The organism is Desulfovibrio sp. DV (assembly GCF_001936595.1).
Lineage (GTDB): Bacteria > Desulfobacterota > Desulfovibrionia > Desulfovibrionales > Desulfovibrionaceae > Solidesulfovibrio.
In genome coordinates this window covers 1-21,388 of the sequence record NZ_MLBG01000056.1, presented here as the reverse complement: position 1 = coordinate 21,388, position 21,388 = coordinate 1, and the positions used below count along the sequence as shown (strand labels likewise).

General features: G+C 63.8%; 18 protein-coding genes, 1 tRNA gene and 3 pseudogenes. 8 read left to right on the top strand and 14 right to left on the bottom strand.

The window, feature by feature from the left end:
* Positions 1-10: 10 nt before the first annotated feature.
* Together DVDV_RS13030 and DVDV_RS13025 are read left to right on the top strand one after the other, a co-directional pair.
* A complete protein-coding gene (locus tag DVDV_RS13030; protein WP_075355084.1) occupies positions 11-796 on the top strand; it encodes a M48 family metallopeptidase in 786 nt (261 codons plus the stop codon).
* A 14-nt stretch (positions 797-810) separates the two neighbouring features.
* The gene (locus tag DVDV_RS13025; protein ID WP_075355083.1) at positions 811-1,452 is read left to right on the top strand and encodes a class I SAM-dependent methyltransferase; all 642 of its coding nucleotides are present in this window, start codon (positions 811-813) and stop codon (positions 1,450-1,452) included.
* 30 nt (positions 1,453-1,482) lie between these two features.
* Here DVDV_RS13025 and DVDV_RS13020 read toward each other — a convergent pair whose 3' ends face one another.
* The 4 genes from DVDV_RS13020 to DVDV_RS13005 all read right to left on the bottom strand — a co-directional run bounded on the left by DVDV_RS13020 (position 1,483) and on the right by DVDV_RS13005 (position 5,980).
* Positions 1,483-2,190, bottom strand: a complete 708-nt coding sequence (locus DVDV_RS13020; protein WP_075355082.1) for a Crp/Fnr family transcriptional regulator — start codon at positions 2,188-2,190, stop codon at positions 1,483-1,485.
* Positions 2,191-2,275: 85 nt separating this feature from the next.
* Positions 2,276-2,605 (bottom strand): 4Fe-4S binding protein, encoded by a 330-nt coding sequence (locus DVDV_RS13015; RefSeq protein ID WP_075355081.1) that lies wholly within the window; start codon positions 2,603-2,605, stop codon positions 2,276-2,278.
* A gap of 11 nt (positions 2,606-2,616) precedes the next feature.
* Positions 2,617-4,365: an adenylyl-sulfate reductase subunit alpha gene (locus DVDV_RS13010; protein ID WP_254845371.1), complete on the bottom strand. Its 1,749-nt coding sequence runs from the start codon at positions 4,363-4,365 to the stop codon at positions 2,617-2,619.
* Positions 4,366-4,423: 58 nt separating this feature from the next.
* On the bottom strand, positions 4,424-5,980 hold the full coding sequence (locus DVDV_RS13005; RefSeq protein ID WP_075355079.1) for a DASS family sodium-coupled anion symporter: 1,557 nt from the start codon (positions 5,978-5,980) through the stop codon (positions 4,424-4,426).
* Positions 5,981-6,297: 317 nt separating this feature from the next.
* Here DVDV_RS13005 and DVDV_RS13000 point away from each other — a divergent pair, with 317 nt between their 5' ends.
* Entirely contained in the window at positions 6,298-6,750 is a 453-nt protein-coding gene (locus tag DVDV_RS13000) for a YaiI/YqxD family protein (protein ID WP_075355078.1), read from the top strand.
* Positions 6,751-6,799: 49 nt separating this feature from the next.
* Positions 6,800-7,717 (top strand): DMT family transporter, encoded by a 918-nt coding sequence (locus tag DVDV_RS12995; protein WP_075355077.1) that lies wholly within the window; start codon positions 6,800-6,802, stop codon positions 7,715-7,717.
* Positions 7,718-8,364: 647 nt separating this feature from the next.
* Here DVDV_RS12995 and DVDV_RS12985 read toward each other — a convergent pair.
* From DVDV_RS12985 to DVDV_RS12940, 10 genes are all read right to left on the bottom strand, one after another.
* A tRNA-Leu gene (locus tag DVDV_RS12985) sits at positions 8,365-8,449 on the bottom strand.
* 95 nt (positions 8,450-8,544) lie between these two features.
* Positions 8,545-9,372, bottom strand: coding sequence for a bifunctional hydroxymethylpyrimidine kinase/phosphomethylpyrimidine kinase (thiD, locus tag DVDV_RS12980; protein ID WP_075355076.1), 828 nt, complete (start codon positions 9,370-9,372; stop codon positions 8,545-8,547).
* Between the two features lie 36 nt (positions 9,373-9,408).
* Positions 9,409-10,368, bottom strand: coding sequence for a lysylphosphatidylglycerol synthase transmembrane domain-containing protein (locus DVDV_RS12975; RefSeq protein WP_075355075.1), 960 nt, complete (start codon positions 10,366-10,368; stop codon positions 9,409-9,411).
* Positions 10,369-10,416: 48 nt separating this feature from the next.
* On the bottom strand, positions 10,417-12,591 hold the full coding sequence (locus DVDV_RS12970; protein ID WP_075355074.1) for an ATP-dependent RecD-like DNA helicase: 2,175 nt from the start codon (positions 12,589-12,591) through the stop codon (positions 10,417-10,419).
* Positions 12,592-12,615: 24 nt separating this feature from the next.
* The gene (gene recR / locus DVDV_RS12965; protein WP_075355073.1) at positions 12,616-13,230 is read right to left on the bottom strand and encodes a recombination mediator RecR; all 615 of its coding nucleotides are present in this window, start codon (positions 13,228-13,230) and stop codon (positions 12,616-12,618) included.
* Between the two features lie 91 nt (positions 13,231-13,321).
* Positions 13,322-13,633, bottom strand: coding sequence for a YbaB/EbfC family nucleoid-associated protein (locus DVDV_RS12960; RefSeq protein WP_043630632.1), 312 nt, complete (start codon positions 13,631-13,633; stop codon positions 13,322-13,324).
* A gap of 12 nt (positions 13,634-13,645) precedes the next feature.
* Positions 13,646-15,451 (bottom strand): DNA polymerase III subunit gamma/tau, encoded by a 1,806-nt coding sequence (gene dnaX / locus DVDV_RS12955; RefSeq protein WP_075355072.1) that lies wholly within the window; start codon positions 15,449-15,451, stop codon positions 13,646-13,648.
* 51 nt (positions 15,452-15,502) lie between these two features.
* Positions 15,503-16,429, bottom strand: a complete 927-nt coding sequence (locus DVDV_RS12950; protein WP_075355071.1) for a branched-chain amino acid transaminase — start codon at positions 16,427-16,429, stop codon at positions 15,503-15,505.
* Positions 16,430-16,552: 123 nt separating this feature from the next.
* Positions 16,553-18,343 carry a methyl-accepting chemotaxis protein gene (locus DVDV_RS12945; RefSeq protein WP_075355070.1) on the bottom strand — a complete coding sequence of 597 codons (1,791 nt, stop codon included), beginning with the start codon at positions 18,341-18,343 and terminating at the stop codon, positions 16,553-16,555.
* A 94-nt stretch (positions 18,344-18,437) separates the two neighbouring features.
* Positions 18,438-19,319, bottom strand: a complete 882-nt coding sequence (locus DVDV_RS12940; protein ID WP_075355069.1) for a tetratricopeptide repeat protein — start codon at positions 19,317-19,319, stop codon at positions 18,438-18,440.
* A 134-nt stretch (positions 19,320-19,453) separates the two neighbouring features.
* On the opposite strand from DVDV_RS12940, the pseudogene DVDV_RS23450 reads away from it, so the two are divergent.
* The 4 genes and pseudogenes from DVDV_RS23450 to DVDV_RS12930 all read left to right on the top strand — a co-directional run.
* Positions 19,454-20,155 (top strand): annotated as a pseudogene (locus DVDV_RS23450) (HD-GYP domain-containing protein); the annotation flags it as partial.
* 37 nt (positions 20,156-20,192) lie between these two features.
* Positions 20,193-20,441: pseudogene (locus DVDV_RS23915) on the top strand (HD-GYP domain-containing protein); the annotation flags it as partial.
* Between the two features lie 18 nt (positions 20,442-20,459).
* On the top strand, positions 20,460-20,801 hold the full coding sequence (locus tag DVDV_RS23440; protein ID WP_254845372.1) for a hypothetical protein: 342 nt from the start codon (positions 20,460-20,462) through the stop codon (positions 20,799-20,801).
* 30 nt (positions 20,802-20,831) lie between these two features.
* A pseudogene (locus DVDV_RS12930) lies at positions 20,832-21,388 on the top strand (hypothetical protein); the annotation flags it as partial.

The following is a 21,388-nucleotide window of genomic DNA, read 5'->3' as shown; positions in this document are numbered from 1 at the left end:
AGGGTTTTCCATGCCAAAGGCCTTTTCCCGCGCCCTTCTGGCCGGCTGCCTGCTGCTGGCCGTCTCGGCCTGCGACCGGGTGCCCTTTACCGAGCGCAAACAGTTCGTGGTCATCTCCGAGTCCAGGGAACAGGCCATGGGCGATCAGGCCGCCCGGCAGATCCGGCGCACCGAACAATTGCTCGACGACCCGGCCGCCCAGGCCCTGGTGGCCCGGGTGGGACGCCGCATTGCCGACGCCTCGGGCCGCACGGATCTTCGGTGGGAGTTCCACGTTCTCGACGACGACCGGGTGACCAATGCCTTCTGCCTGCCCGGAGGCAAAATTTTCGTCTACAGCGGCCTGTTGCGCCGGGTGGACAGCGAGGACGAGCTGGCCACGGTCATGGCCCACGAGGTAGCCCACGCCCTGGCCCGCCATGGAGCCGAACGGGCCACCCTGGAGATGGGCGCGCGCCTGGGCGGAGCCCTCCTGCAACTGGCCCTGGGTGACGAGGACCCGCGTCTGGCCGACATTGCCAGCCGGGTCTGGGGCTACGGCTCCAACCTTGGCATCATGCTGCCGTACAGCCGCAAGCACGAATACGAAGCCGACGCCATCGGTCTGGCCCTCATGGACAAGGCCGGCTACGACCTCAATGCGGCGGTTGGCTTCTGGGACATGATGCGCCAAAGCGGCAACTCCAAGCCGCTGTTTAATTTCCTGTCCACCCACCCCACGGATGAAAAGCGCATCGCCCGGATCAAACAGGGCATTGCCTCCATCCGCCAGGGCAAGGGTGCGGGAACATCATAAGGCGGGCCGAAGGGATGCCAACCGACGACGACATCATTTCGCGCTACGAGGGCATTGCCGACTGGTTTGCGGCCCACCGGTTCGCCGGCGATCCGCCCATGGAGTCGGCCTATCTGGCGGCCGTAGCCAAGGCGCTGCCAGCCGGGGCCGCGGTCCTTGATCTGGGCTGCGGCACCGGCGAACCGCTGGCCGGCTATTTTATTCGGGCCGGACATCCGGTCGTCGGCATCGACGGCGCACCGGCCATGATCGCCCGATGCCAGGAGCGTTTCCCGGACATGACCTGGATGGTCGGCGATATGCGCCGCCTGTCCCTTGGCCGGCCCTTTGGCGCGGTCCTGGCCTGGGACAGTTTCTTCCACCTGGCCTACGACGACCAGCGGGCCATGTTTGCGGTCTTTGCCGCCCACACCAGCCCCGACGGCCTGCTCCTTTTCACCAGCGGCCCGGACCACGGCAAAGCGACCGGGACCATGGACGGCCTGGCCTTTGCCCACTACAGCCTGTCTGCCGCCGAATACCGGGAACAGCTCGCCGGCCACGGCTTTGCCGTGCTGCGCCATGTGGTTGAGGACCCGGACTGCGGCGGGCATACGGTCTGGCTGGCCAGGAAGGAAGCTCCCGGAACTGCGCCACGCACCGACGTTTCGGCCTGACCGCCGGGAGTAGAAAGAACCCGGCCAGGGTCAGCAGGACGATTCGGACAAGGCGTCGACAATGGCGCCCGGATCGAGCAGGCGGATACGCTGGCGCGACACGGCAATAAGGCCGCGCTGCTCAAAGGCGTTCAGGGTTTCGCTGACGGTCTGCTGGCAGGAACCGGTCATGGCGGCGATCTGGCCCTGGGTCAGGCGCACCGGGACATCCACCGGCCCGCCCCTGGCCTGGGCGATCTCGTCATGGGACAGGCAAAGCAGCAGCTTGAGCAGCCGGGTGGGCACGCCGCAGGTCATGAGATTTTCAAGCTGTTCGCTTAAGTAGCGGATGCGGCTGCCAAGGACGCCGATGACCCGAAGGGCGAGCAGGGGCTTATCCAGCATGATGTCCAGGAAACGGTCGCGGCCAATTTCCAGCAACACGCAGTCGGTGAGCGCCTGGGCCGAGCACTTGCGCCGCTCGCCCCCGACCACCTCGGCCAGGCCGAACATTTCCCCGGGCGAGCGAATGAAAAATGTGGGCTCCTTGCCGTGCAGGGAGACCCGGAATATTTTGACAGAGCCGCTATCGAGGTAAAAGGAACAGTCGCAGCGATCGTTTTCAAAAAAGACGATCTCGTTTTTCTTCACCCGCCGCCTGACGGCCAGCTGCTTGAAAGCCGCAAACTCCTGCTCCAGTCCGTCGAAAAAACCGCCCTTGAGAAGATGCCAGTCTGTCTGGCTTGGATGCTGTACCATCGGGCAGAGATAGGCGCTTTGGCCGCCGGGTCAAGGCCGGCGGCGCGGACAGAAATGCCCGCGCCGCGCGACCGGCCTGACCGGATCAGTCCGTCGTCTCCAGGCGATTCCTGTACTTGTAGGTCACAGTCTCGCCGTTTATATCCGTGCATTTCCAGGTGATGCTGTTTTTGCCCATGATCGGCAGAAGCCGCGCCTTGTGGTAGCCGAGCTGATAGGGCATGCGCGTTTCGATGGCGTTTCGCGGGCACATCTTGACGCAGGACATGCAATCCCAGCAATCGCGGGTGGCGTGGCAGTGCGATTTTCCGTCAGCCCCGACATAGAGGAGATCGCCCGGGCAGGCCTCTTCGCAAAACGATTCCTCGCGTCCCTGGCAGCCGTTGCATTTTTTGTGGTCGATAATCGGCGGCATGTCGTCCTCCTTTACGGCTTGTACCGGTCGCCCGACACGATCTGTTCGTAGGGTCGGGTGAATGTTTCAATTGCCCCGGTGGCCATGTCCCGGCGGCTTTCCACATGGCAGTCGTAGGCCGGGTCGATCTCGGGATAATCCGACCGCGTCTGCCAGCCCTGCCACCGGGTTTCCTTGCGAAACTTCAAGTGGTGGCACAGCACTTCAGCCACATCGATCCGGTCGATGACCTCATGCACGCTCATGAGATCGTGCAGGTTTTCGGCCTTCAAATAGACTGTCTGACTGCGCAGCATGGCCAGGTGCTTCAGCGCATAGTCCAGGCGTTCTTCGTTGGTGCGGTAAAACTGGCTGGTGCCGCCGGCGTATTCGTCCATGAGCCGCTGCAGGCGCTCTTCCATCTCAATGGCGGTCAGGCCGTCAAAGTCCGCCCCGCGCAAGAGCGGCCCGTAGACACGCTCCTTTTCCGCCTCGATCTGTCCCGCATCGGGTTCGGCCAACGTCAGCCCCTGCATGTAGGCGATGGCGCCGCGCAGGGCCAATTTGCCCTCGGCGGCGCAGCCGCCCACGAACTTGTTGGGATTGCCCCCGGCCGTCTCGCCGGCGGCAAAAAGCCCGGGGACGGTGGTCATGCGGTCAAGCCCGACCCAGAAACCGGACTGGGTGTGGCCGCCGACGATGTAGGGGTCCGAACCGTAGATCTCAATCGGTTCCTTGACCGGGTCCTGGCCCCGGCTGGCCAGAAACAGCACGAAGCTCGGACGTTCATTCAGGTAATCCGTCATCATCTGCCGGGCCAGTTCCGGTTCCATGCCCCGGGTGTCGCAATAGGTGGGACCGCGGCCAGCCAGCCATTCCTCCATGGGCGCATTGGCCCGGATGTAGCGCGGGGCCTTGTCGCCGCCGAGGTGGGCGTAGCGGGTCTGCATGATGCGTTCGCCCTTGGCGTTTATGATCGGGGCCTTGTAGCCGACAGAGATGGTGTCCACCGGACCGCAGAAGTCCTTGGTCCGGGTGGCGACCCAGCGTTGCTCCATGGAGGTCATTTCCGCGCCCTGGCGGATGCCCACGGCATAGCCGGTGCCCACGCAGTAGGGACACATCCAGATCTGGTGGTGGCTGTCGGTGGCGTCGGCGGTGTAGCTTTTATAGAGGCCGGCCGCGCCGCCGGTGGCGTTGATGGTGGCCTTGGCCCGGAAGACATAGAACTTCCCGTCGCGCACGCCAAAGCCCAACGCGCCAATGCAGCGCTCCCCGTCCATGAGCAACTGGGTGCAGGCCACCCGGTTGTAGACCACGGCCCCGGCTTCGATGGCTTTTTCGGCCATGATCGGTTTGAGCTGCTCGCCGTGGATGGAGATGTCCCAGGCCCCGCGGTAGCGGATCTTGCCTTCGGCGTCGCGCAGGATGGGCAGGCCCCAGCGCTCCAGATCGTCCACGGACTCGTTGAGTTCCCGGGCGTTGGACAGGGCCAGATCCTCGCGGATGGGGCCGCCGCCGACCTGCGAGCGGCACCAGCGGACCAGATCCTCCGGGGTTTTGCCTTCCGGGATGTAGGTGTTGATGGCGTCCATGCCGGCCGAGCAGGCTCCGGAGCGCAGGATTTGGGCCTTTTCCATGATGACCACTTTGAGGGTCGGGTCGAGCTTGGCCGCTTCCACCGCAGAGAAACAGCCGGCATTGCCGCCGCCGATAATGAGGACGTCGCAGTCCACATACACGGTTTCGACAGCGTCCAGGGTCAGGGGGTTGGTTGCCATATGGGGCACGGGGATTCCTCCTTCGCGTTTGATCGCAAGACTTGGTTGCAGGACAGTATCAATAGGGCCAGGGTGCGGCCGGATTCCAGACCGGCATCCCCAGCAGGGCATACCAGGGGGCCATGACGCAGATGCCAAAGGCAATGGCCAACAGGATGCACACCCAGCCCGAACGGGCGTAGTCGGCCGTGCTGAAGGTGCCGGTGCCGTAGGCGATGACCGCGGCGGTGATCTGGGTGGGAAGCAGATAGGCAAAGGTGTCTACGTTGCAAATAAGCAGCGTAAAAGCCACGGGATGCAGGCCCAGCTTGGGACCCATGGCGAACACAATGGGGGCCAGCATGGCCACGGCCGCCACGTTGGAGAGCATCCCCACGCGCAGCACCTGGGTGCCAAGCATCATGACCAGCAAGGTCTGCCACCAGCCCATGCCCTGGACCAGCACATGGATATGCTCGGCCATCCAGCCGGCCAGGCCGGACTTGGACATGGCGTCGGTCATGGTGATGGCTCCGCCAAGGAGCAGGAAGGTGCCCCAGATGGTGCGGTCCTGCACGGCCTTCCACTTGAAGGGGAAAAGCCCGGGAATAAAAAGGATCATGATGCCGACCAGCCCGACCACGCCAAGCTGGTACTGGTGCAGGCTCAGGGGACTGCCCTTGCCGGTCATGAAAAGGATGCCCACCAGACCAAAGACAGCCAGCATGGCTTTTTCCGGCCGGGTCATGGGGCCAAGGGCGGCGTGTTGTTTGTGGATCTGCTCGTGGCCGCCGGCAATAACCACGCCGGCGGTCTTGAAGTGGAAACGCACCCACCACTGGGTCAGGGCGAACATGAGCAGGTAGGGGATGTGCAGAATCATCCAGCTGAAGTAGCCGAGGTTTTTAAAGCCGCTCTTCTCGAAAAGGCCGGTCATGATGAGGTTTGGCATGTGTCCGGTGAGGATGAAAATGCCTGAAATCATGCTGGCGTAGACCATGGACTGGATGACGATGGCCTTTTTGGCCTCGCGCTCCCGGGGCGTGTCGCCCAGGAGCTTGGTGATGCCCTGGACCACCGGCATGACCGTGGCCGCCCGGGCGTTGGCCGCCGGGATGAGAAAGGCCAGCACCACGTTGACCCAGAACATGCCCCAGATGATGCGACCCACGCTCGATGCCTTGAGCTTGTCGAGAATGGCCAGGGCGATGCGCTTGTCCATGCCCAGGAGCTGGATCAGCGCGCCGGCGAAAAAGGCGAACAGGCACAGCCAGACCTCGTGGGTGGTGAAACCGGAGAACACCTGTCCCATGGGCGGATTGCCGTTGTTCCAGGGCAGGGCCCGGGTGAGGATAAGGAGCGTTGGAATGGAAATGCCGGTGATGCCGACCGGCATGGCCTCGGTCACCCACATGATGCAGGCCCAGGCCAGGATGGCCAGCACGGACAGGCCCTCGGTTTTGAGGCCTTCAGGCAATGGCAAAAGGAATTGTATGCCGAAAAAAGCCACCCAGGCCGCGGCATACCCGGTCCAGGCGATGCGGGGGTTTTGCCCGCACAGGGTGAGGTTTTCGGAGACATAGGTTCCAAACCCTCCCCGGCATTCGTTGACGGTCTCATGCGCCCCATTGGCCATACTCCCACCTCCTTGGATCGCCGCGATGCGGCAAAGTGATGGTGTCCTAGCCTTATGGGCCAAAGCGCACTATCGCGGTGACGATAAAGAAGCGCAGCCGAGGGATGGTTTGTGAAAAATGTGTCCCAGGATGATCGGGGAGTGCAACCTCGCAGGGCAGGCCTCAGGGCGTTCCTACGCCCTGAGGCCTGCCCTCCCCTTGCCGCTGCTGCCTAGACCGGGCAACAGGGTGACAAGCCCGGCCCTCCCTGCTACCTGCCTGCCTTTGCAGGGCGCTATCCGCTGCTCTGACCACTCGCCTTGCCCAAGGAAATCCCATGCACATCTATGCCGATGCCGACGCCTTGCCCGGCCCCATCAAGGAAATCCTCTGCCGCGCCGCCGTCCGCCTGGGTCTGCGCTTGACGCTCGTGGCCAATAAAACCCTGCAGATCCCGCCCTCGCCGCTTATCGCCACCATCCGGGTGGGCCAGGGGTTCGACGTTGTGGATGCGGCCATCGTGAAGCTGGTTTCGCCCGGTGATCTGGTCATTACAGCCGACATTCCGCTGGCCGCCCTGGTCATCGAAAAGGATGCCCACGCACTCAATCCCAGGGGCGAACTCTATACCAAGGACAATATCCAGGGCCGTCTGGCCATGCGAAACCTGCTCTACGAACTGCGAAGCGGCGGCGTGACGACCGGCGGACCCCCGCCGTTTCACAACCGGGACAAAGAGGCCTTTGCCAACCAGCTCGACATCTTCCTGACCAGACACGCCAACCAGTAAGCCGCCGCGTCGTCTGCTTCGACGCCCCACCGGCAACAGGACCCTTCCCGTGAATACAAGACTCCGCGGCTCCCTCGCCGCCCTGGCCGCCACCATGCTCTGGGCCGGCAATTTCGTCGTGGCCCGCGGGATTGCACATGATATCCCGCCCATTCAGTTAAACTTCTGGCGCTGGGCGCTGGCCTTCCTGTGCATCCTGCCCCTGGCCCTGCCGAAGCTGCGGACAGATTGGCCGGTCATTCGCCGACATTGGCGCTATCTGACGGCCATGGCCTTTGTCGGCGTCGCAGCGCTCAACACTTGTGTCTACAAAGCCGGCCAGACCACGGAAAGCCTCAACATGGCGCTGTTGGTGCCGACCGCTCCGGTCGTCATCATTATCCTGTCACGCATCGTGTACGGCGAACCCATCACCCCGCGACGCCTTGTGGGCGTGTTTGTCGTTCTCCTTGGCGTCGTGGAACTCGTTTCCCGCGGGGACTGGCAACACATTGCCTCCCTCAAGTTCATGGCCGGGGATTTGTGGGCCTTGGCCGGAGCAATCTGCTTTGGCGTCTATTCGCTCTTTATCCGAAAGCGCCCGGCCGCCATTTCCATTGAAGGATTCAACGCGGCCATGTTCGGTCTTGGCCTTGTGCTGTTGCTGCCCGCAATGCTTTTTGAAGTCGCCATCCTGCCAAGGCCGGTCTGGAACAGCCACGTTGTGCTCGGCGTCCTCTATGCAGGCATTGGCTGCTCCTTTGCCGCCTACCTGCTCTGGACCAAGGCCATCGCCTCCATCGGCCCGGTTTTGGCCGGAATCGTCTATTATTCCCTGCCGCTTTTTACGGCTATCGAGTCCTTGTTGCTCCTTGGCGAGCGCATATCCCTGTCCCACCTTGTCGGCGGCAGCCTCATCGTGTTCGGGATCATGCTGGCCACCCTGGACCTGCGTTTCCTCTCCGTGCGTCCGCAGGGACAACGCTGACCCCTGAAGCCGCCATGACAAAAAAAGACGGCCCCGGGAAAGGGGCCGTCTGCAACAACGTGTTGGCTACCACCTGCGTGGTGGCGGGGGATAATACCCCGGGGGCGGGTAATACCCTGGCGGGGGCGGATAATAATATCCCGGAGGCGGTGGATAATAGACTGGCGGCGGCGCAACATACACCGGCGCGGGTGCGTAATAGGGCGCGGCCAGCAAGCCCCCTACCACACCGCCCAGGACGCCGGCTCCGAACGCGACGCCTGCCCCCGGCCCAGGTCCCGGCCCAGGGCCCGGGCCGGGGCGCGGTTGGGCACAGACGACACTTGCCGAAAGCAGCAGCCCACACAGGCCCAGCGCGACTGTCTTCATTTGCATAATACGCATCCTCGTGCCATGTTTGCGCACTTCGGTTGTTTTCCTGACACGCGGATACATATAATCACTCCGTTCAAAATAGCCAGCAGGCATGCCAACGGGGGGAAAAGAGACTCCTCCCAACACAGGGGGCGTCTGGCTCAGGCAGATCGGGAGGACCGGGCCATAGTGAGTTCGGGTACACGGGACAGACAAGGGATAAGGCCCGGACAAAGAAGGCGCACGCCGAACTTCGATGCCGACGAGCGCCTTGGAAATCTCTAAAATCAGTCTGGTGCGAGAGGGGGGGCTCGAACCCCCATAGCCTAAGCCGCCAGATCCTAAGTCTGGTGCGTCTCCCAGTTCCGCCACTCTCGCACGTGTCCCAATCGACGGGCATTTGTGCTTACGCGAATTGCCCGACTTAGACAATATCCCAAAAACCAAACCACGCTTGCAAAGCCGGCCAAGGATCAGGCTTGGCCCAGAAGCCTCGCGTACGGAGCCAGATGATTGACCGGTCCGTCGCCGCCACCCAGATCCCAGGCCGTTTCCAGCGCCAATTGCAGGTAGTCCCGGGCCGCCTCCACCGCTTCCGGCAAGGTCTTGCCCAGGGCCAGATGGGCGGTAATGGCGGCGGACAGCGTACAGCCCGTCCCATGGGTGTTGCGTGTGGCTACATGGGGCCGGACAAATTCCCACTCCCGGCCATCAGCCAAAACCAGGCGGTCAGCCACAAACCCGATCGCAGCAGCCTCGCCAACTGCAAAATGCCCGCCCTTGAGCAGCACTGCCCGCGCCCCCAGAGCCAGCAAGCGGCGGATGACGGCAGCAGCATCTTCGCGACTGGCAATAGGCATCCCGGCCAGCAACTCGGCTTCGTGGCGATTGGGGGTGACCAGATCGGCCAGGGGAAACATCCGGGCTTTAAGCGCCTCCACGGCCTCAGCCAGCAACAGGCGCGCCCCGGACTGGGCCACGCACACCGGATCGACCACCAGCGGAAAATTCTTGTCCGCCAGTCCATCGGCCACGGCGGTTATGATGGCTTCGGAAAAGAGCATCCCGGTCTTGGCCGCCTGGATGGGGAAATCGGCGTGCACAGCGCGCAACTGCTCGGCCACAAAGCCCGGGGTCGGGGCTTCGATGGCGGTCACGGCCCGCGTATTCTGGGCAGTCAGGGCGGTAATGACGGAAAGCCCGTAACACCCCTGCATCATGAAGGTCTTAAGATCAGCCTGGATGCCGGCCCCGCCGCCGGAATCGGATCCGGCAATGGTGAGGGCGCAGGGATGTGCCATGATTGCTTTCCTCAATGCCACCGAGGCCGTCGAACGTTACGAATCCAGCGCTTCGTCACTCTCGCGGATCTTACTGAGCTTGAGGCCGCTTTTGGCCAGAATCATAAGACCAGCCACTGTCACCGGAATAAACTGCACCATATGCAGCACCAACCCGGCAGCCAGGGCCTGGGCCCGGTCCACCCCGAAAAGGCCCAGTGAAAACACCACCGCCGCCTCAAAAACGCCAAGCGCCCCGGGTGAGGACGGCATGGCCATGCCAAACGAGGAAATGACGAACACGGCTGCAGCATGGCCAAAAGTCAGCGGCAGATCCGCCACCCACATAAGCACCAGGAATGTCGAGCCGGCATAGAGCAGCCAGCACACCACGGTGTAGAGGCCCAACAGCGTCATGAACCCCGGGGTGACGCCGTGGAGAACCTGCAATTTGAGTTCGGCCATGAATTCGGCCAGCCGGTTGGACGGCATTTTTTCAATGATGCGGCCAACAAAGTCCGGATAGCGGCGCACCACCCACAGGCCGACCCAGATGGCGCCGACAGCTGCCGCCAGCGGCACGAAAGCCATCTTGAGATTGAAATGGAAGGCCACCACCAGTCCCATGGCCAAGATGGCGTTGAGATCGAAAAACCGCTCCCAAAAGACCATGGTGATGCTGCGGGAGAGCGAAAACCGGCATTCCCGGCGCAGATAGAAGGCCTTGGCCAGTTCGCCAAGCTTGGCCGGAACGATGTTGTTGACGGCCATGGACATCAGAAAAGCCTTGAAGCAGGTCCAGTTGCCGGCGGTAAATCCCGAAAGGAAATTAAGCCGCATGGCCATGACCCCGTAGCCGAGAAAGGAGAAGACCGTGGTCCAGAACAGGGCCATGGCGTCATAGCGCAGGATGGTGTCCCACAGGTCGGAAAAATCGAGTCCCCAGAAGGCGTAGACCAGACAGGACGCCACCAGGACCAGACGAATAAGCAGGCTGGCGGCTTTTTTTACAAGCATCGCGGGCCGTTCCTCCGTGTTGCCGGGTTTGGGCCCGGATGTTGCCGATCAGACATTGAAAAGCTCCCGCAGGCGGTAGTTGAGATGGGTGTAGCGCCGTTCGCCGCCGGCATTTTTAAGCCCCAACATGAGCGCCCGCCGGCTGCCCACCAGCACGGCCAGACGTCTGGCCCGGGTCAGGGCGGTGTAGATGAGGTTTCGGCGCAACATGACGTAATGCTGTGTCAAAATGGGGACCACCACGGCTGGGTATTCACTGCCCTGGGACTTGTGGATGCTCACGGCATAGGCCGGGGCCAGTTCGTCAAGTTCGGAGCGGTCGTAGGGGACGCTTCGGCCGTCAAAAGACACGAGCACCTCCCCTTCCTCCGGGTCAGCCTCGACAATGTGGCCAAGGTCGCCGTTAAACACATCCTTTTCGTAATTGTTCTTGGTCTGCAGCACCCGGTCATGGAGGCGAAAACGGAGATTGCCGCGCACGACTTCCGGTCCCGTGGGATTAAGCCGCGCCCGCAGGGCCTCGTTTAGGGACTGCGTGCCGGCTTCGCCCTTGTGCATGGGCGAGAGCACCTGGACGTCGCGCATGGGGTCGAGTCCGTAGACCTCGGGAATGCGCTCGCCGACCAGGGCGGCGATCAGGTCGCGCACCGCCGCCGGATCGTCCTGCTCCACCCAGAAAAAATCGGCTTCAGGCGGCTTTTTCTCGGCCGCCTGGGGGAACTGGCCATTGTTGACCCGGTGGGCATTGACCACGATCATGCTTTCCCGGGCCTGGCGGAAAATATGCGTCAGCCGGGCGCTGCCGACGCTGGCGCTGCCCAGGATGTCCTCCAGGACGTTGCCCGGGCCAACCGAAGGCAGCTGGTCGGCATCGCCGACCAGGATGAGGCGCGAAGTAAAAGGCAAGGCCCGCAGCATGTGGCCGCAAAGCCTGGCGTCGAGCATACTGACCTCATCCACCAGCAGCGCGTCGGTTTTGAGCTTGTTATCCTCGCACAGGCCAAAGGAGCCGTCAGGCGCGGACTGCAGCAGCCGATGCAGCGTGGCGGCCGGTTGCCCGGTGGCTTCGGAGAGCCGTTTGGCCGCCCGGCCTGTTGGCGCGGCAAGTTTGACTTTTAACGACAACTTGTCAAGGGCGGCCACCACCATACGGGTGATGGTGGTTTTGCCGGTGCCGGGTCCGCCGGTAATGACAAAGACCTTGTTGGCGCAGGCATCGACCACGGCCTGGCGCTGCTCCGGGGAAAGCTGGATGCGGGCTTCGGATTCAAGGGCGGGCAGAAGCTTTTCCACCTTGCCCCGCAACTCAGCCCCGGGATGGTTGGCCAGTTCCTGGATGCGCCGGGCGATCTCCACTTCCAGGGCGTAGAAATGGCGCAGATAGACGGCCGATTCAATGCCCTGGGCCGGCAGGTCCTCGACCTTGACCCGTTTGAGGCTCTCCAGGCTGCCAAGCCCCTCTTCCAGGCGTTCGGGAGCCACGTCGCCAACCATGGCCGCTGTTTTTTCAAACAACACGTCCTTGGGCGCAAACAGATGGCCCTGCTCGCCCATGGTGAAGAGCACATAGGCCAGGGCGGCCTGGATGCGCTCGGGGCTGTCCGGGGCAAAGCCCAGGCGAAGGGCCATGGCGTCGGCGGTTTTAAAGGCGATGCCCCGGATCTCGTAGGCCAGTTCATAGGGGTTGGCCCGGATACGGGACTCGGCGGCGTTGCCGTAGAGGCGCTGGATCTTGGCGGCGTGGGTGGTGGCTATTTCGTGGGTCTGCAAAAAAAGCATCAGCGACCGGATTTCGTTCTGGGCGTCCCAGGAGGCCTTGATCTCCTTGAGCTTCTTTTTCCCGACCCCTTCCACTGTCAGCAGCTTTTCCGGTTCGCTGTCGAGGATGTCGAGCACCTTTTCGCCAAAGGCGTCCACCAGACGGGTGGCCAGGACGCCGCCCACGCCCTTGATCTGGCCCGAGGCCAGATAGCGGCGGATGCCGTTGACCGTGGCTGGCATCACCCGCTCGGCCGTTTCGACCTGAAACTGGCGGCCGTATTTGGGATGGGTGGCCCAGGAGCCGGTGACCCGCAATACCTCGCCCGGGGTGACCCGCTGCACCGGCCCGACCACGGAAAAAGCGCCCGGTTCGTCCTTGGAGCTGACGCGGGCGATGAGGTAGCCGTTCTCCTCGTTAAAGAAGGTGACGGTCTGCACCTCGACCGTGAGTTCTATTGCCATGCCGTGCCGCTTTGTTCCGTTGGCTTAGAGGTCCTGGCGGTAGCGCAGGGATTGGGACAGGGTTTCCTTGTCCACGTATTTGACTTCAGCCCCCAGAGGAATTCCCTGGGCCAGTCGGGTGAGCCGGATGGCGGGATACTCGCGGCCCAGAAGATTTTTGATGTGCGAGGCCGTGGATTCGGCGGCCAGCGTCGCCCCCAGGGCCAGGATGCACTCGGTGATCTCGCCCTCGGCCAGCCGGGCGCGCAGGACATCCAGGCGCAAATGGCCGGCGGATACCCCTTCCAGGGGATCGAGCAGGCCGCCAAGGACCAGATACCGGCCGGCAAAAAGCCCGGTTTCCTCGATCTGCATGATGGAGTCCCACTGGGCCACCAGACACAGCTGGTCATGGTTGCGGCTGGGATCGGCGCACACCGGGCACACCGGCGTCTCGGACAGGCCGGCGCAGTGGCGGCACAGGCACAGCCGCTCCCGCAGGCGCAAAATGCCGTCGCCCAGGGAATCGGCCCGGGCACGCGGCCATTCGAGCAGCGTCATGGCCACCTTGAGGGCGGATTTCGGGCCAAGGCCCGGGAGCCGGGAGAGTTGCTCCACCAGTTCCACCAGGGGGACGGGCAGGGTCGTTTGCGATGCCATGGGCGGGTGTCCGTTTGCGTAAGAAAGCTGTGCGGCCGGGCCGGCCGGCAGGAATTCCTGCCGGCCGACGCCGACGATTCGGGCAGGAAGGCTAGAACAGGCCGGGAACCTTGATGCCGCCGGTGATCTGGCCCATCTCGGCCTCCATCATGGCCTTGGCCTTCTTGATGCCGTCATTGACGGCGGCCAGGATCAGATCCTGCAGCATCTCCACATCATTGGGGTCCACGGCCGTCTTGTCGATGGTCAGCGCCTTCAGTTCATTGGCCCCGGTCACCACCGCCGTGACCATGCCGCCGCCGGCCGAGCCTTCGACAGTGCGTTCCTGCAGGTCTTCCTGAAGCTTGGCCATCTTTTTCTGCATAACCTGGGCTTGACGCACCAGTTCACTCATCCCTTTCATGCTGCTTCTCCTCTATCGGGGCTTGCGTTCAATGATTTCCGCGTCAAATGTCGTCACGGCCTGGCGCACTTCCGGCCGGCCGTCGATGTAGTCCTTGAGATCCTGGGGCGACATGCGGTCGGATTCCTGGCCGCCCTCCTCCACCCGCACGGTCACGCCCTGTCCGAAATATTCCGAAGCCAGGGCTGAGAGCTGGCGGAATTTGTCCGGATGGATGAGCTGCCCCCGGTGGAAGGCATTGGCGCAGCCGATGACCACTTCGCCGGGAGCCGGGTCCGGGTGGTAGACGCCGCGGGCCTGCTTGAGTCCGGCGATCTCGCCCTTGTTGGCGGCAAAACGCTTAAACCCGTCCCAGTTCTGCGGGCCGGCCTGGGCCGGCCGGGCCGGAGCCTCGCCCGCCGTGCCACCCGGCGCAACTTCGGCCGCAGCCGGTTGGTATGGGTGAGACGGAGCCTGGGACGGCGGCGGCGTCTTGACGGCAGGCGACGGCTGAACCGGGGCCGCAACCGGGGGAGACGCCTGGGTCGGAGCCGGGGCCTGGGGCGTGGCCGAAGCCGGCCGGTGCTGCCCGTACGGGGCCGGCTGGTCAGCCAGGGGCTGGGGCCGGTAGCCGCCAGGCCGGGGGGTCTGGGGCGACCGGCCGGCAGCCGGCCCGCCACCCGGTCCGGGACCGGAGGCCGGCGCAACCGGCGCGGCGCAGGCGGCAAGATTTTGCAACGGAAGCAGACGCGGCAGATAAGCCATGTTGAGCAACAACAGCTCCAGGGCCAGGGCCGGCTCCAGGCTCGTCTGCACACGGCGCTGGCCCTCAAGGGTCATCTGCCAGCAGGCATGGATGTGGGCGGCCTCGATGCGGCCGGCCCAGTCCAGCCACTGCCCGGCTTCCTCAGCCGGTAGATCGACCACGGACAGGGCCTTTTCGCCGGCCTGGCGCAAGAGAAACAGATTGCGCCACATGGAGGCCAACTCGCGCAGGAAAAAGCCGATGTCCAGGCCCTTGTCCAGCACCTGGCGCAGCACTGCAACCACGCCCGGACCATCCTCGGCCCGAATGGCTTCGATCAGACCGAAAAAGACGTCCTGCCCGGCTAGCCCCAACACGTTTCGGGCGTCGGCCTCGGTCAGCTCCGCCCCGCCAAGGGCCAGGACCTGGGCTAAAAGCGACATGGAGTCGCGCACGCTGCCGGCCCCGCGCCGGGCAATGAGGCTGACGGCCTTTTGTTCAAAGGGCACGGCCTCGCGGGCAAGCAGGCTGGCCAGATGGGCTTCGAGCTCGGCCTGGGCCAGACGTTTGAACAGATAGTGCTGGCAGCGGCTGATGATGGTGGCCGGAAACTTGTGCGGCTCGGTGGTGGCCAGGATAAAGGTGACGCGCGCCGGCGGCTCTTCCAGGGTCTTGAGCAGGGCATTGAAGGCCGCCGTGGTCAGCATGTGGGCTTCGTCGATGATGAAGACCTTGTAGCGGCTGTTAAGGGGCGCATACCCCACGTCTTCCTTCAGGCGGCGGGCGTCGTCGACCTTGCCGTGGGTGGCGGCGTCGATTTCGATGACGTCGGGGCAGACCCCGGCTGTGATCTGGCGGCACTGGGAGCAGACGTTGCAGGGCTCGGCCGTGGGCGCGGTCTCGCAATTGAGCGCCTTGGCCAGCACCCGGGCCAGCGTGGTCTTGCCCACGCCGCGAGTGCCGCTAAACAGGTAAGCCGGAGCAATCCGGTCCTCGGCGGCGGCCCTGGACAGGATGCGTTTGACGGCCTCCTGGCCGGCCACGTCGGCAAAGCGCTGGGGGCGGTATTTGGCGGTAAGGCTGACAGTGCTCATGGGGCGTGTCCGGGCGGTCCTGGCGCGGTGGTCGGGACCGCCCGGGGCAGGTTACAGGCTATAACGGCGCAGCCACTTGGCGTAGGCCGGGTTGTCGCCCTTGACCACCTTGAAAAAGGCGGCCTGCAGGGCCTTGGCCACGGGACCGGCATGGCCCTCGCCGATGACCCGGCGATCAAGTTCGCGGATGGGGGTCAGTTCGGCGGCGGTGCCGGAGAAAAAGGCTTCGTCGGCCATATAGACTTCGTCGCGGGTAAAGAGCTGTTCCACCACTTCGTAGCCGAGTTCCTTGGCCAGGGTGATCAGGCTGTCGCGGGTGATGCCGGCCAGGATCGAAGTCATGGGCGGGGTCTTGATGATGCCGTTTCGCACGATAAAGACGTTTTCCCCGGTGCCCTCGGCCACGTAGCCGGTGGGATCGAGCATGAGCGCCTCGTCGTAGCCGTCGGCCAGGGCTTCGGTCTTGGCCAGGACGGAGTTGACGTAGTTGCCAGCCACCTTGGCCTTGGTCATCATGACGTTGACGTGGTGGCGGGTGTAACTCGACGTGCAGATGCGGATGCCCTTTTCCAGGGCTTCGGCCCCGAGATAGGCGCCCCACGGCCACACGGCAATGGCCACACGGATCGGGTTGGGGCCGGGATTGACGCCCATGGCCTCGCCCGAGCCGATGAAAATGATGGGCCGGATATAGCCGGCGGTCATCTTGTTGGCCCGAAGGGTCTCAATGCAGGCTTCGGCCAGCTGGTCCCGGGTGTAGGGGACCTTTATGTTCATGACCTTGGCCGAACCGAGCAACCGGTCGATGTGCTCGTTTAAGCGGAAAACCGCTGAGGAACCATCGGTGCATTCATAGGCCCGGATGCCCTCGAACACGCCGACGCCGTAATGCAAGGTGTGGGTCAGGACATGCACATTGGCCTGGTCCCAGGGAACCAGCGTACCGTCCATCCAGATAAAATCAGTCCGAACACCCATGATCCAACCCCCGTGCTGGAAACGTTTTCCGGGAAGCCTCCCGGATGGCGTCATGATTGCGCCGGATATGGCCAAAACGTAAACGTGGCAACCTAGACGCTTTGCCCCTAAGGGTCAAGATGGTCACAGGCCGGCAGACGGCAGGGGAAGCGGCCTTCCCTCGCCGCGCAATTCGCCAATAAGTCCCTCGATCACCCGGACCTGTTCCGCCAGATCGGCCACCGCCCCAGCTGCCTGCTCCATGGCCCGGGCCGTATCCTCGGAAACGCGGCCCACATCGGCGATGGTGCTTTCAATGGATTCGCTGGCAGCCGACTGCTGCTCGGAGGCGGCGGCAATGGAGCGCACCTGATCCGAGGCCGTTTCCACGAGGCCGACGATGGCGCTTAGGGCCTGCCCTGACTCGCCGGCCAGGGTGTTGGCCGTTTCGATGACCTGGGCGGCCTCGCGCACGCCGGCAACGCCTTTTTGCGTGCCCACCTGGATGTCCCGGATGGCCTGCCCCACCTCGGCCGTGGCCGTCATGGTCTTTTCCGCCAGCTTTCGCACCTCGTCGGCCACCACGGCAAAGCCGCGTCCGGCCTCGCCGGCCCGGGCAGCCTCGATGGCGGCATTGAGCGCCAGCAGATTGGTCTGGTCGGCAATGTCGGAAATGACCCCGAGCACCCGGCCGATGCCCTCGGCCTGGCCGCCCAGTTCGGCCATGTCCCGGGCCAGGGCCAGGGCCTTGTCCCGGGCGGCGCTGATGCCGTCCACAGCCCGGCGCACCACCACCGCTCCGCTGGCCGCCTTGTCCCGGGCCGACGCCGCCGTGCCGGAGGCCGTGGCCGCGTTGTGGGCCACATCAATCACGGTTGAGCGCATCTCGCCCATGGAGGCCACGGCTTCAGACAGGCGCGAGGACTGTTCCTGGGCTCCCTGGGTGGCCCGCTCGGTATGCCCGGCCAGGGCGTCGGCAGCTCCGGTCAGCACGCCGACCACCTCGGCCAGCCGGCCGGCGGCATGAAGCATCCCGTCCTGCCGGGCGGTCTCGGCGGCCAGCCGATGCGCCTCAGCAGCCTCCATGGCCGTACAGGCCTTGGCCGCTTCGGCCGCCGCCTCTTCGCCCCGGGCCAGGGCCGTGGCGATATGGTCCTTGAGGGAGGCCAGCATCCGGCGCATGGCATCGGCCAATTGGGCGATCTCATCCCGGCCGGCCACATCCAGCCGGGCTTCGAGATCGCCGCCGGCAACGGCCCGGGCAAAGGCCACGCCCTTGTCAAGGGGCCGGGTGATGGACAGGGTGATGATGGTGCCAAGCAGCGCCGAGACGGCCACGCACAGGCCGGCAACCAGCATGAGGACGGTCGTGCGTTTGCCGGCGTCGGCCAGGGCCGTGTCGGCCTGGGTGTCGGCCCGGGTCCGGCTGCGCTCGAGCAGCCCATTGAGCGACTCCATGGCTTTTTTCTGGGAAAGCATGGAGATGCCGATGGACAGGGTCAGGGCGTTGCTGCGCTTGCCGTTGGAGACGAGATCAAGCACCTGGGCGTTGGTCTTGCGCCAGGCAGCCAGGGCCTCGTTAAACGTCTTCCACTGGGCCGCCTCTTCCTCGCCCAGGTGCAAACCATCGACCACGGCCCGGCCGGTATCGACCAGGGCCAGTCCGGCCTGCAGATTCTCCCGCTGCCGGTCAAATTCCTTGGAATTGGCCAGCTCCGGCACCAGGATGGTTCGTTCGGCCGACTGGGCGGCAAGCAGTCCTTCTTTCACCATGCCAAGCCCGGCCACGCACGGCAGCGTGTTGCCGGCCACCTCGGACAGGGCCGCACCGGTGCGCAAAAGCCCCTGATAGCCAATGAAACCAATGGCCAGGGCGGCCAGCGAGGTAACGACGATGAGGGTGAAAAGCTTGACGCCGACCTTGACGTTGCCCATGGCTTTGCTCCTTGAAACGACCAGACGCAACAGCGCCCAGGATCAGCCGGGATGGTTGTGGTTGGGCTGTGTTTGCCCTGCCGCGTACGCCCTGTCAAACTCCGGGCGTCGGTCGGGCTTGCGGCCCCGGGTCTTCTGGTGCATCAAGCGCCCCGGGGGGCTTGTCCACGGGTGGGGCCACCTCTTCCAGAGGCGGCTCAGCCAGCGTTTCTCCCCGTTCCCGGGACTCCAAAAAGGCCAGAAATGCCTTGGCCTCGGGAAAGCCGGCATTGAGGCGCAGGGCCTTGCCGAGCATGGCCCGGGAACTTTTGAGCCGCCCCTTTTCAAAAAGCGTCCGGGCCATATTGTAAAGGAGATGCTCGTCGGTCCGGCACAGCAGGTAGGCCCGGCTGTAGTAGCGCATGGCTTCATCGTACATGCCGAGCTTTCGCATCTGGATGCCGAATTCATTATAGAGATGCTTGTGTTCGGGCAAAAAGGCTGCGTCGATGCGCATGATTTTATGGAAAACCGCATCGGCGTTGTGCTTTTCCTGACGCTCCAGGTAGGTCAGCCCCAGGCCGAAGGCCGCCTTGACGTGTTCCTCGTCCAGCCGCAAAATGGATTTGTATTCAAACTCGGCGGCAAACAGTTCCTGGCGCTGCCGATGGGTGTCCGCGGTTCCGACCGCTTCCTCCAACCGGCGCATGACCGGCACGACCTTGTTTAAATAAATCGACGGCTCGGGCTGGTATTGGGTCAGCAACTGCTCCCGGGTGATAAACCGCTTGGTTCCGGAAGGAATAAAGGCACGGCTGAGGCGCTGGATGGCCACCCGTCCCTGCTCGTCTTGCTGCTCGGCATAAAAAAAGATGCGCTGGCTGGCCCGGCTGATGCCGGCGATGCCAAGCAGTTGCTGCGAATCAATGGAGAAAACGCCCTTGACGGGCTTTTGGCCGGCAACGGCCCTGGTATGGGGAACGGGTGGTTCTGGCATGGCGCGTGGGAGAGTGTATTCTGTTTCATACCCATGTCCGGGCTGTTTCGGCAAGCTGTCCGAAAAAGCCGGCGAACCATGCGTGTTGACAGTTTTTTTTCCCGGCGCGTATAGTCCGTGATGCTACGCGACACATGTCGCGGCCGGCAGGCGCGAGGCAGACGGGCCGATATCCACGCACTTCAGGGAAGGCCATGCAGATAGACGAATATCCCATTCTGGTGGAACAGCTTTGCCCGGGGCTTTTCATCCGTATCGATGAACCCGGCCTGTCCCACCCCTTCCCGCCCAAGGGCTTCAAGTTGCGCACCGAGGCCGAAGTGGCCAAGGTCGTAGGCCTGGGCCTGACCCATGTCTATTGCGTGCCTGACAAGTCCGACCGGCTGCCCATTTCCCTGGAAGAACTCGACGGTCTGGCCGGAAAACGCCAGAAAGGCCCCTGGGCCACCGCCCGCACGCCGGTTTCGGCCGAACTCTCAAGTCTCAAACGCGAGACCATTGAGCGCAACAAGGACCGCCTCGAACGCTTTGCCGCCTGCGAACGCCGTTACGAAAAGGCCATGGACAAGGTGGTCGAGGCCATCAAGAAGGTCAGTTCGCCCAACGCCGAAGTGCTGGAGGCGGCCGGCGAAGTCGTCGGCCCCATGGCCGAGATGTTTCTCTCCGACCTCGACGTGCTCATAAACGTCATGACCGCCAAGATGCGCGACGAGGCCAAGCACTACCACGCCTTGAACGTGGCGGTGCTGTCCATGATGCTGGCCAAGGAGATGGGTCTGGGCAAGGTCGAGATCGAGGAAGTCGGGGTCGGCTCCCTGTTTCACGACGTCGGCAAGGGGCGCGTGCCCATCCAGCGGTTTTTCCAAGGGCAACATGGTGACCATGAGCAAGGTGCTCAAGGAATACTACATGGAACATCCCAAGATCGGGGCCAAGATGCTGGCCGCGGTCCCGGGCTTTCCGCCCTCGGCCCAGATGCTGGTCCTGCAGCATCACGAACTCCTCGACGGCACGGGCTTTCCGGCCCGGCTGCAAGGCCCGGCCATGGTCCTTGGGGCGCGTATCGCCGCTGTGGCCAATGTCTACGACCGCTTTTTAAACGCCAAGGACGGCAGCACCCTGCGCACGCCCCACGAGGCCATGAAAGCCCTGTACAAGCGGCGTGGCCCGCTTGATCCCAAGGCCGTGACCATGTTTATCCGCAAGCTTGGCGTCTATCCCCCAGGCTCCCTGGTCGAACTCTCCAACGCCATGCAGGGCATGGTCGTCTCGGCCAACATGAGCGACTCCCTGCGCCCGGGCGTCAAGGTCTACCACCCCGACATCCCCAAACGTGAGGCGCTCATCATCGACCTCACCATCGAGACCGAGCTGACCGTGGTCAAGGCCCTGCGCCCGGAAGATCTGGCCCCGGACGTGCTGCTTTATCTCAATCCCGGCAAGCAGGTATCCTACTATGTGGACGCCGCGCCCCGGTCCTAGCCGCTGCCTGCCGCCGCGTCGGAGCCGGCCGTGATTCGTCCGGGTTCGCCGGCCCGGTCCATCATGCGGACCCTGCGCACCGGCCTTTCCCAACCCCCGGGCTCGGACATCACCGCCCTGTTGCCTCTGGCCCGCCAAGCCCTGGCCTTTATTGACCGCAGCGCCGCAGACGATCCGGTCACTGCCGCCGATGCCTCCGAACTGGCCTATCTCCTGGCCGCCCTGCTCGACGCCGGAGATGAAAATTTTTTCAGACAGGCCTTTGCCCTGCTCTTTCGCCTGGGGGTCGAGGGCGAGGTGCTTTCCGTTACCCATCTGGAAACCATGCCCGAGGAACAGGCCCTGGCCCTGCTGGCCAGCCTTGGCGACGAGGCAAAAGCTCCTTTTCGCCAATGCCTTTTTCCGACTGCCCCCGGGCCGAGCGACCCAAGACCGCCGCCTTTTGCCTGGAAGTCATCGCCGATGTGGTGGAACGCACCCCGGATGAACTGCTCATCCTGCTCGACCTGCTCGCCAACCGCCACGAATATCCGGCCCTGCCGCTGCGAAACGCCCTCATCCGGGGGCGCCTTGGCATGTGGCTCACG

What these genes read in the sequence shown, in the direction of transcription:
- DVDV_RS12945 (WP_075355070.1), bottom strand. Translation starts at nt 18,343, where the DNA reads ATGGGCAACGTCAAGGTCGGCGTCAAGCTTTTCACCCTCATCGTCGTT.
- DVDV_RS13030 (WP_075355084.1), top strand. Translation starts at nt 11, where the DNA reads ATGCCAAAGGCCTTTTCCCGCGCCCTTCTGGCCGGCTGCCTGCTGCTG.
- DVDV_RS13010 (WP_254845371.1), bottom strand. Translation starts at nt 4,365, where the DNA reads ATGGCAACCAACCCCCTGACCCTGGACGCTGTCGAAACCGTGTATGTG.
- DVDV_RS13015 (WP_075355081.1), bottom strand. Translation starts at nt 2,605, where the DNA reads ATGCCGCCGATTATCGACCACAAAAAATGCAACGGCTGCCAGGGACGC.
- DVDV_RS12960 (WP_043630632.1), bottom strand. Translation starts at nt 13,633, where the DNA reads ATGAAAGGGATGAGTGAACTGGTGCGTCAAGCCCAGGTTATGCAGAAA.
- DVDV_RS13000 (WP_075355078.1), top strand. Translation starts at nt 6,298, where the DNA reads ATGCACATCTATGCCGATGCCGACGCCTTGCCCGGCCCCATCAAGGAA.
- thiD (WP_075355076.1), bottom strand. Translation starts at nt 9,372, where the DNA reads ATGGCACATCCCTGCGCCCTCACCATTGCCGGATCCGATTCCGGCGGC.
- dnaX (WP_075355072.1), bottom strand. Translation starts at nt 15,451, where the DNA reads ATGAGCACTGTCAGCCTTACCGCCAAATACCGCCCCCAGCGCTTTGCC.
- DVDV_RS12940 (WP_075355069.1), bottom strand. Translation starts at nt 19,319, where the DNA reads ATGCCAGAACCACCCGTTCCCCATACCAGGGCCGTTGCCGGCCAAAAG.
- DVDV_RS12970 (WP_075355074.1), bottom strand. Translation starts at nt 12,591, where the DNA reads ATGGCAATAGAACTCACGGTCGAGGTGCAGACCGTCACCTTCTTTAAC.
- DVDV_RS13025 (WP_075355083.1), top strand. Translation starts at nt 811, where the DNA reads ATGCCAACCGACGACGACATCATTTCGCGCTACGAGGGCATTGCCGAC.
- DVDV_RS12950 (WP_075355071.1), bottom strand. Translation starts at nt 16,429, where the DNA reads ATGGGTGTTCGGACTGATTTTATCTGGATGGACGGTACGCTGGTTCCC.
- DVDV_RS13005 (WP_075355079.1), bottom strand. Translation starts at nt 5,980, where the DNA reads ATGGCCAATGGGGCGCATGAGACCGTCAACGAATGCCGGGGAGGGTTT.
- DVDV_RS13020 (WP_075355082.1), bottom strand. Translation starts at nt 2,190, where the DNA reads ATGGTACAGCATCCAAGCCAGACAGACTGGCATCTTCTCAAGGGCGGT.
- DVDV_RS23440 (WP_254845372.1), top strand. Translation starts at nt 20,460, where the DNA reads ATGAAAGCCCTGTACAAGCGGCGTGGCCCGCTTGATCCCAAGGCCGTG.
- recR (WP_075355073.1), bottom strand. Translation starts at nt 13,230, where the DNA reads ATGGCATCGCAAACGACCCTGCCCGTCCCCCTGGTGGAACTGGTGGAG.
- DVDV_RS12975 (WP_075355075.1), bottom strand. Translation starts at nt 10,368, where the DNA reads ATGCTTGTAAAAAAAGCCGCCAGCCTGCTTATTCGTCTGGTCCTGGTG.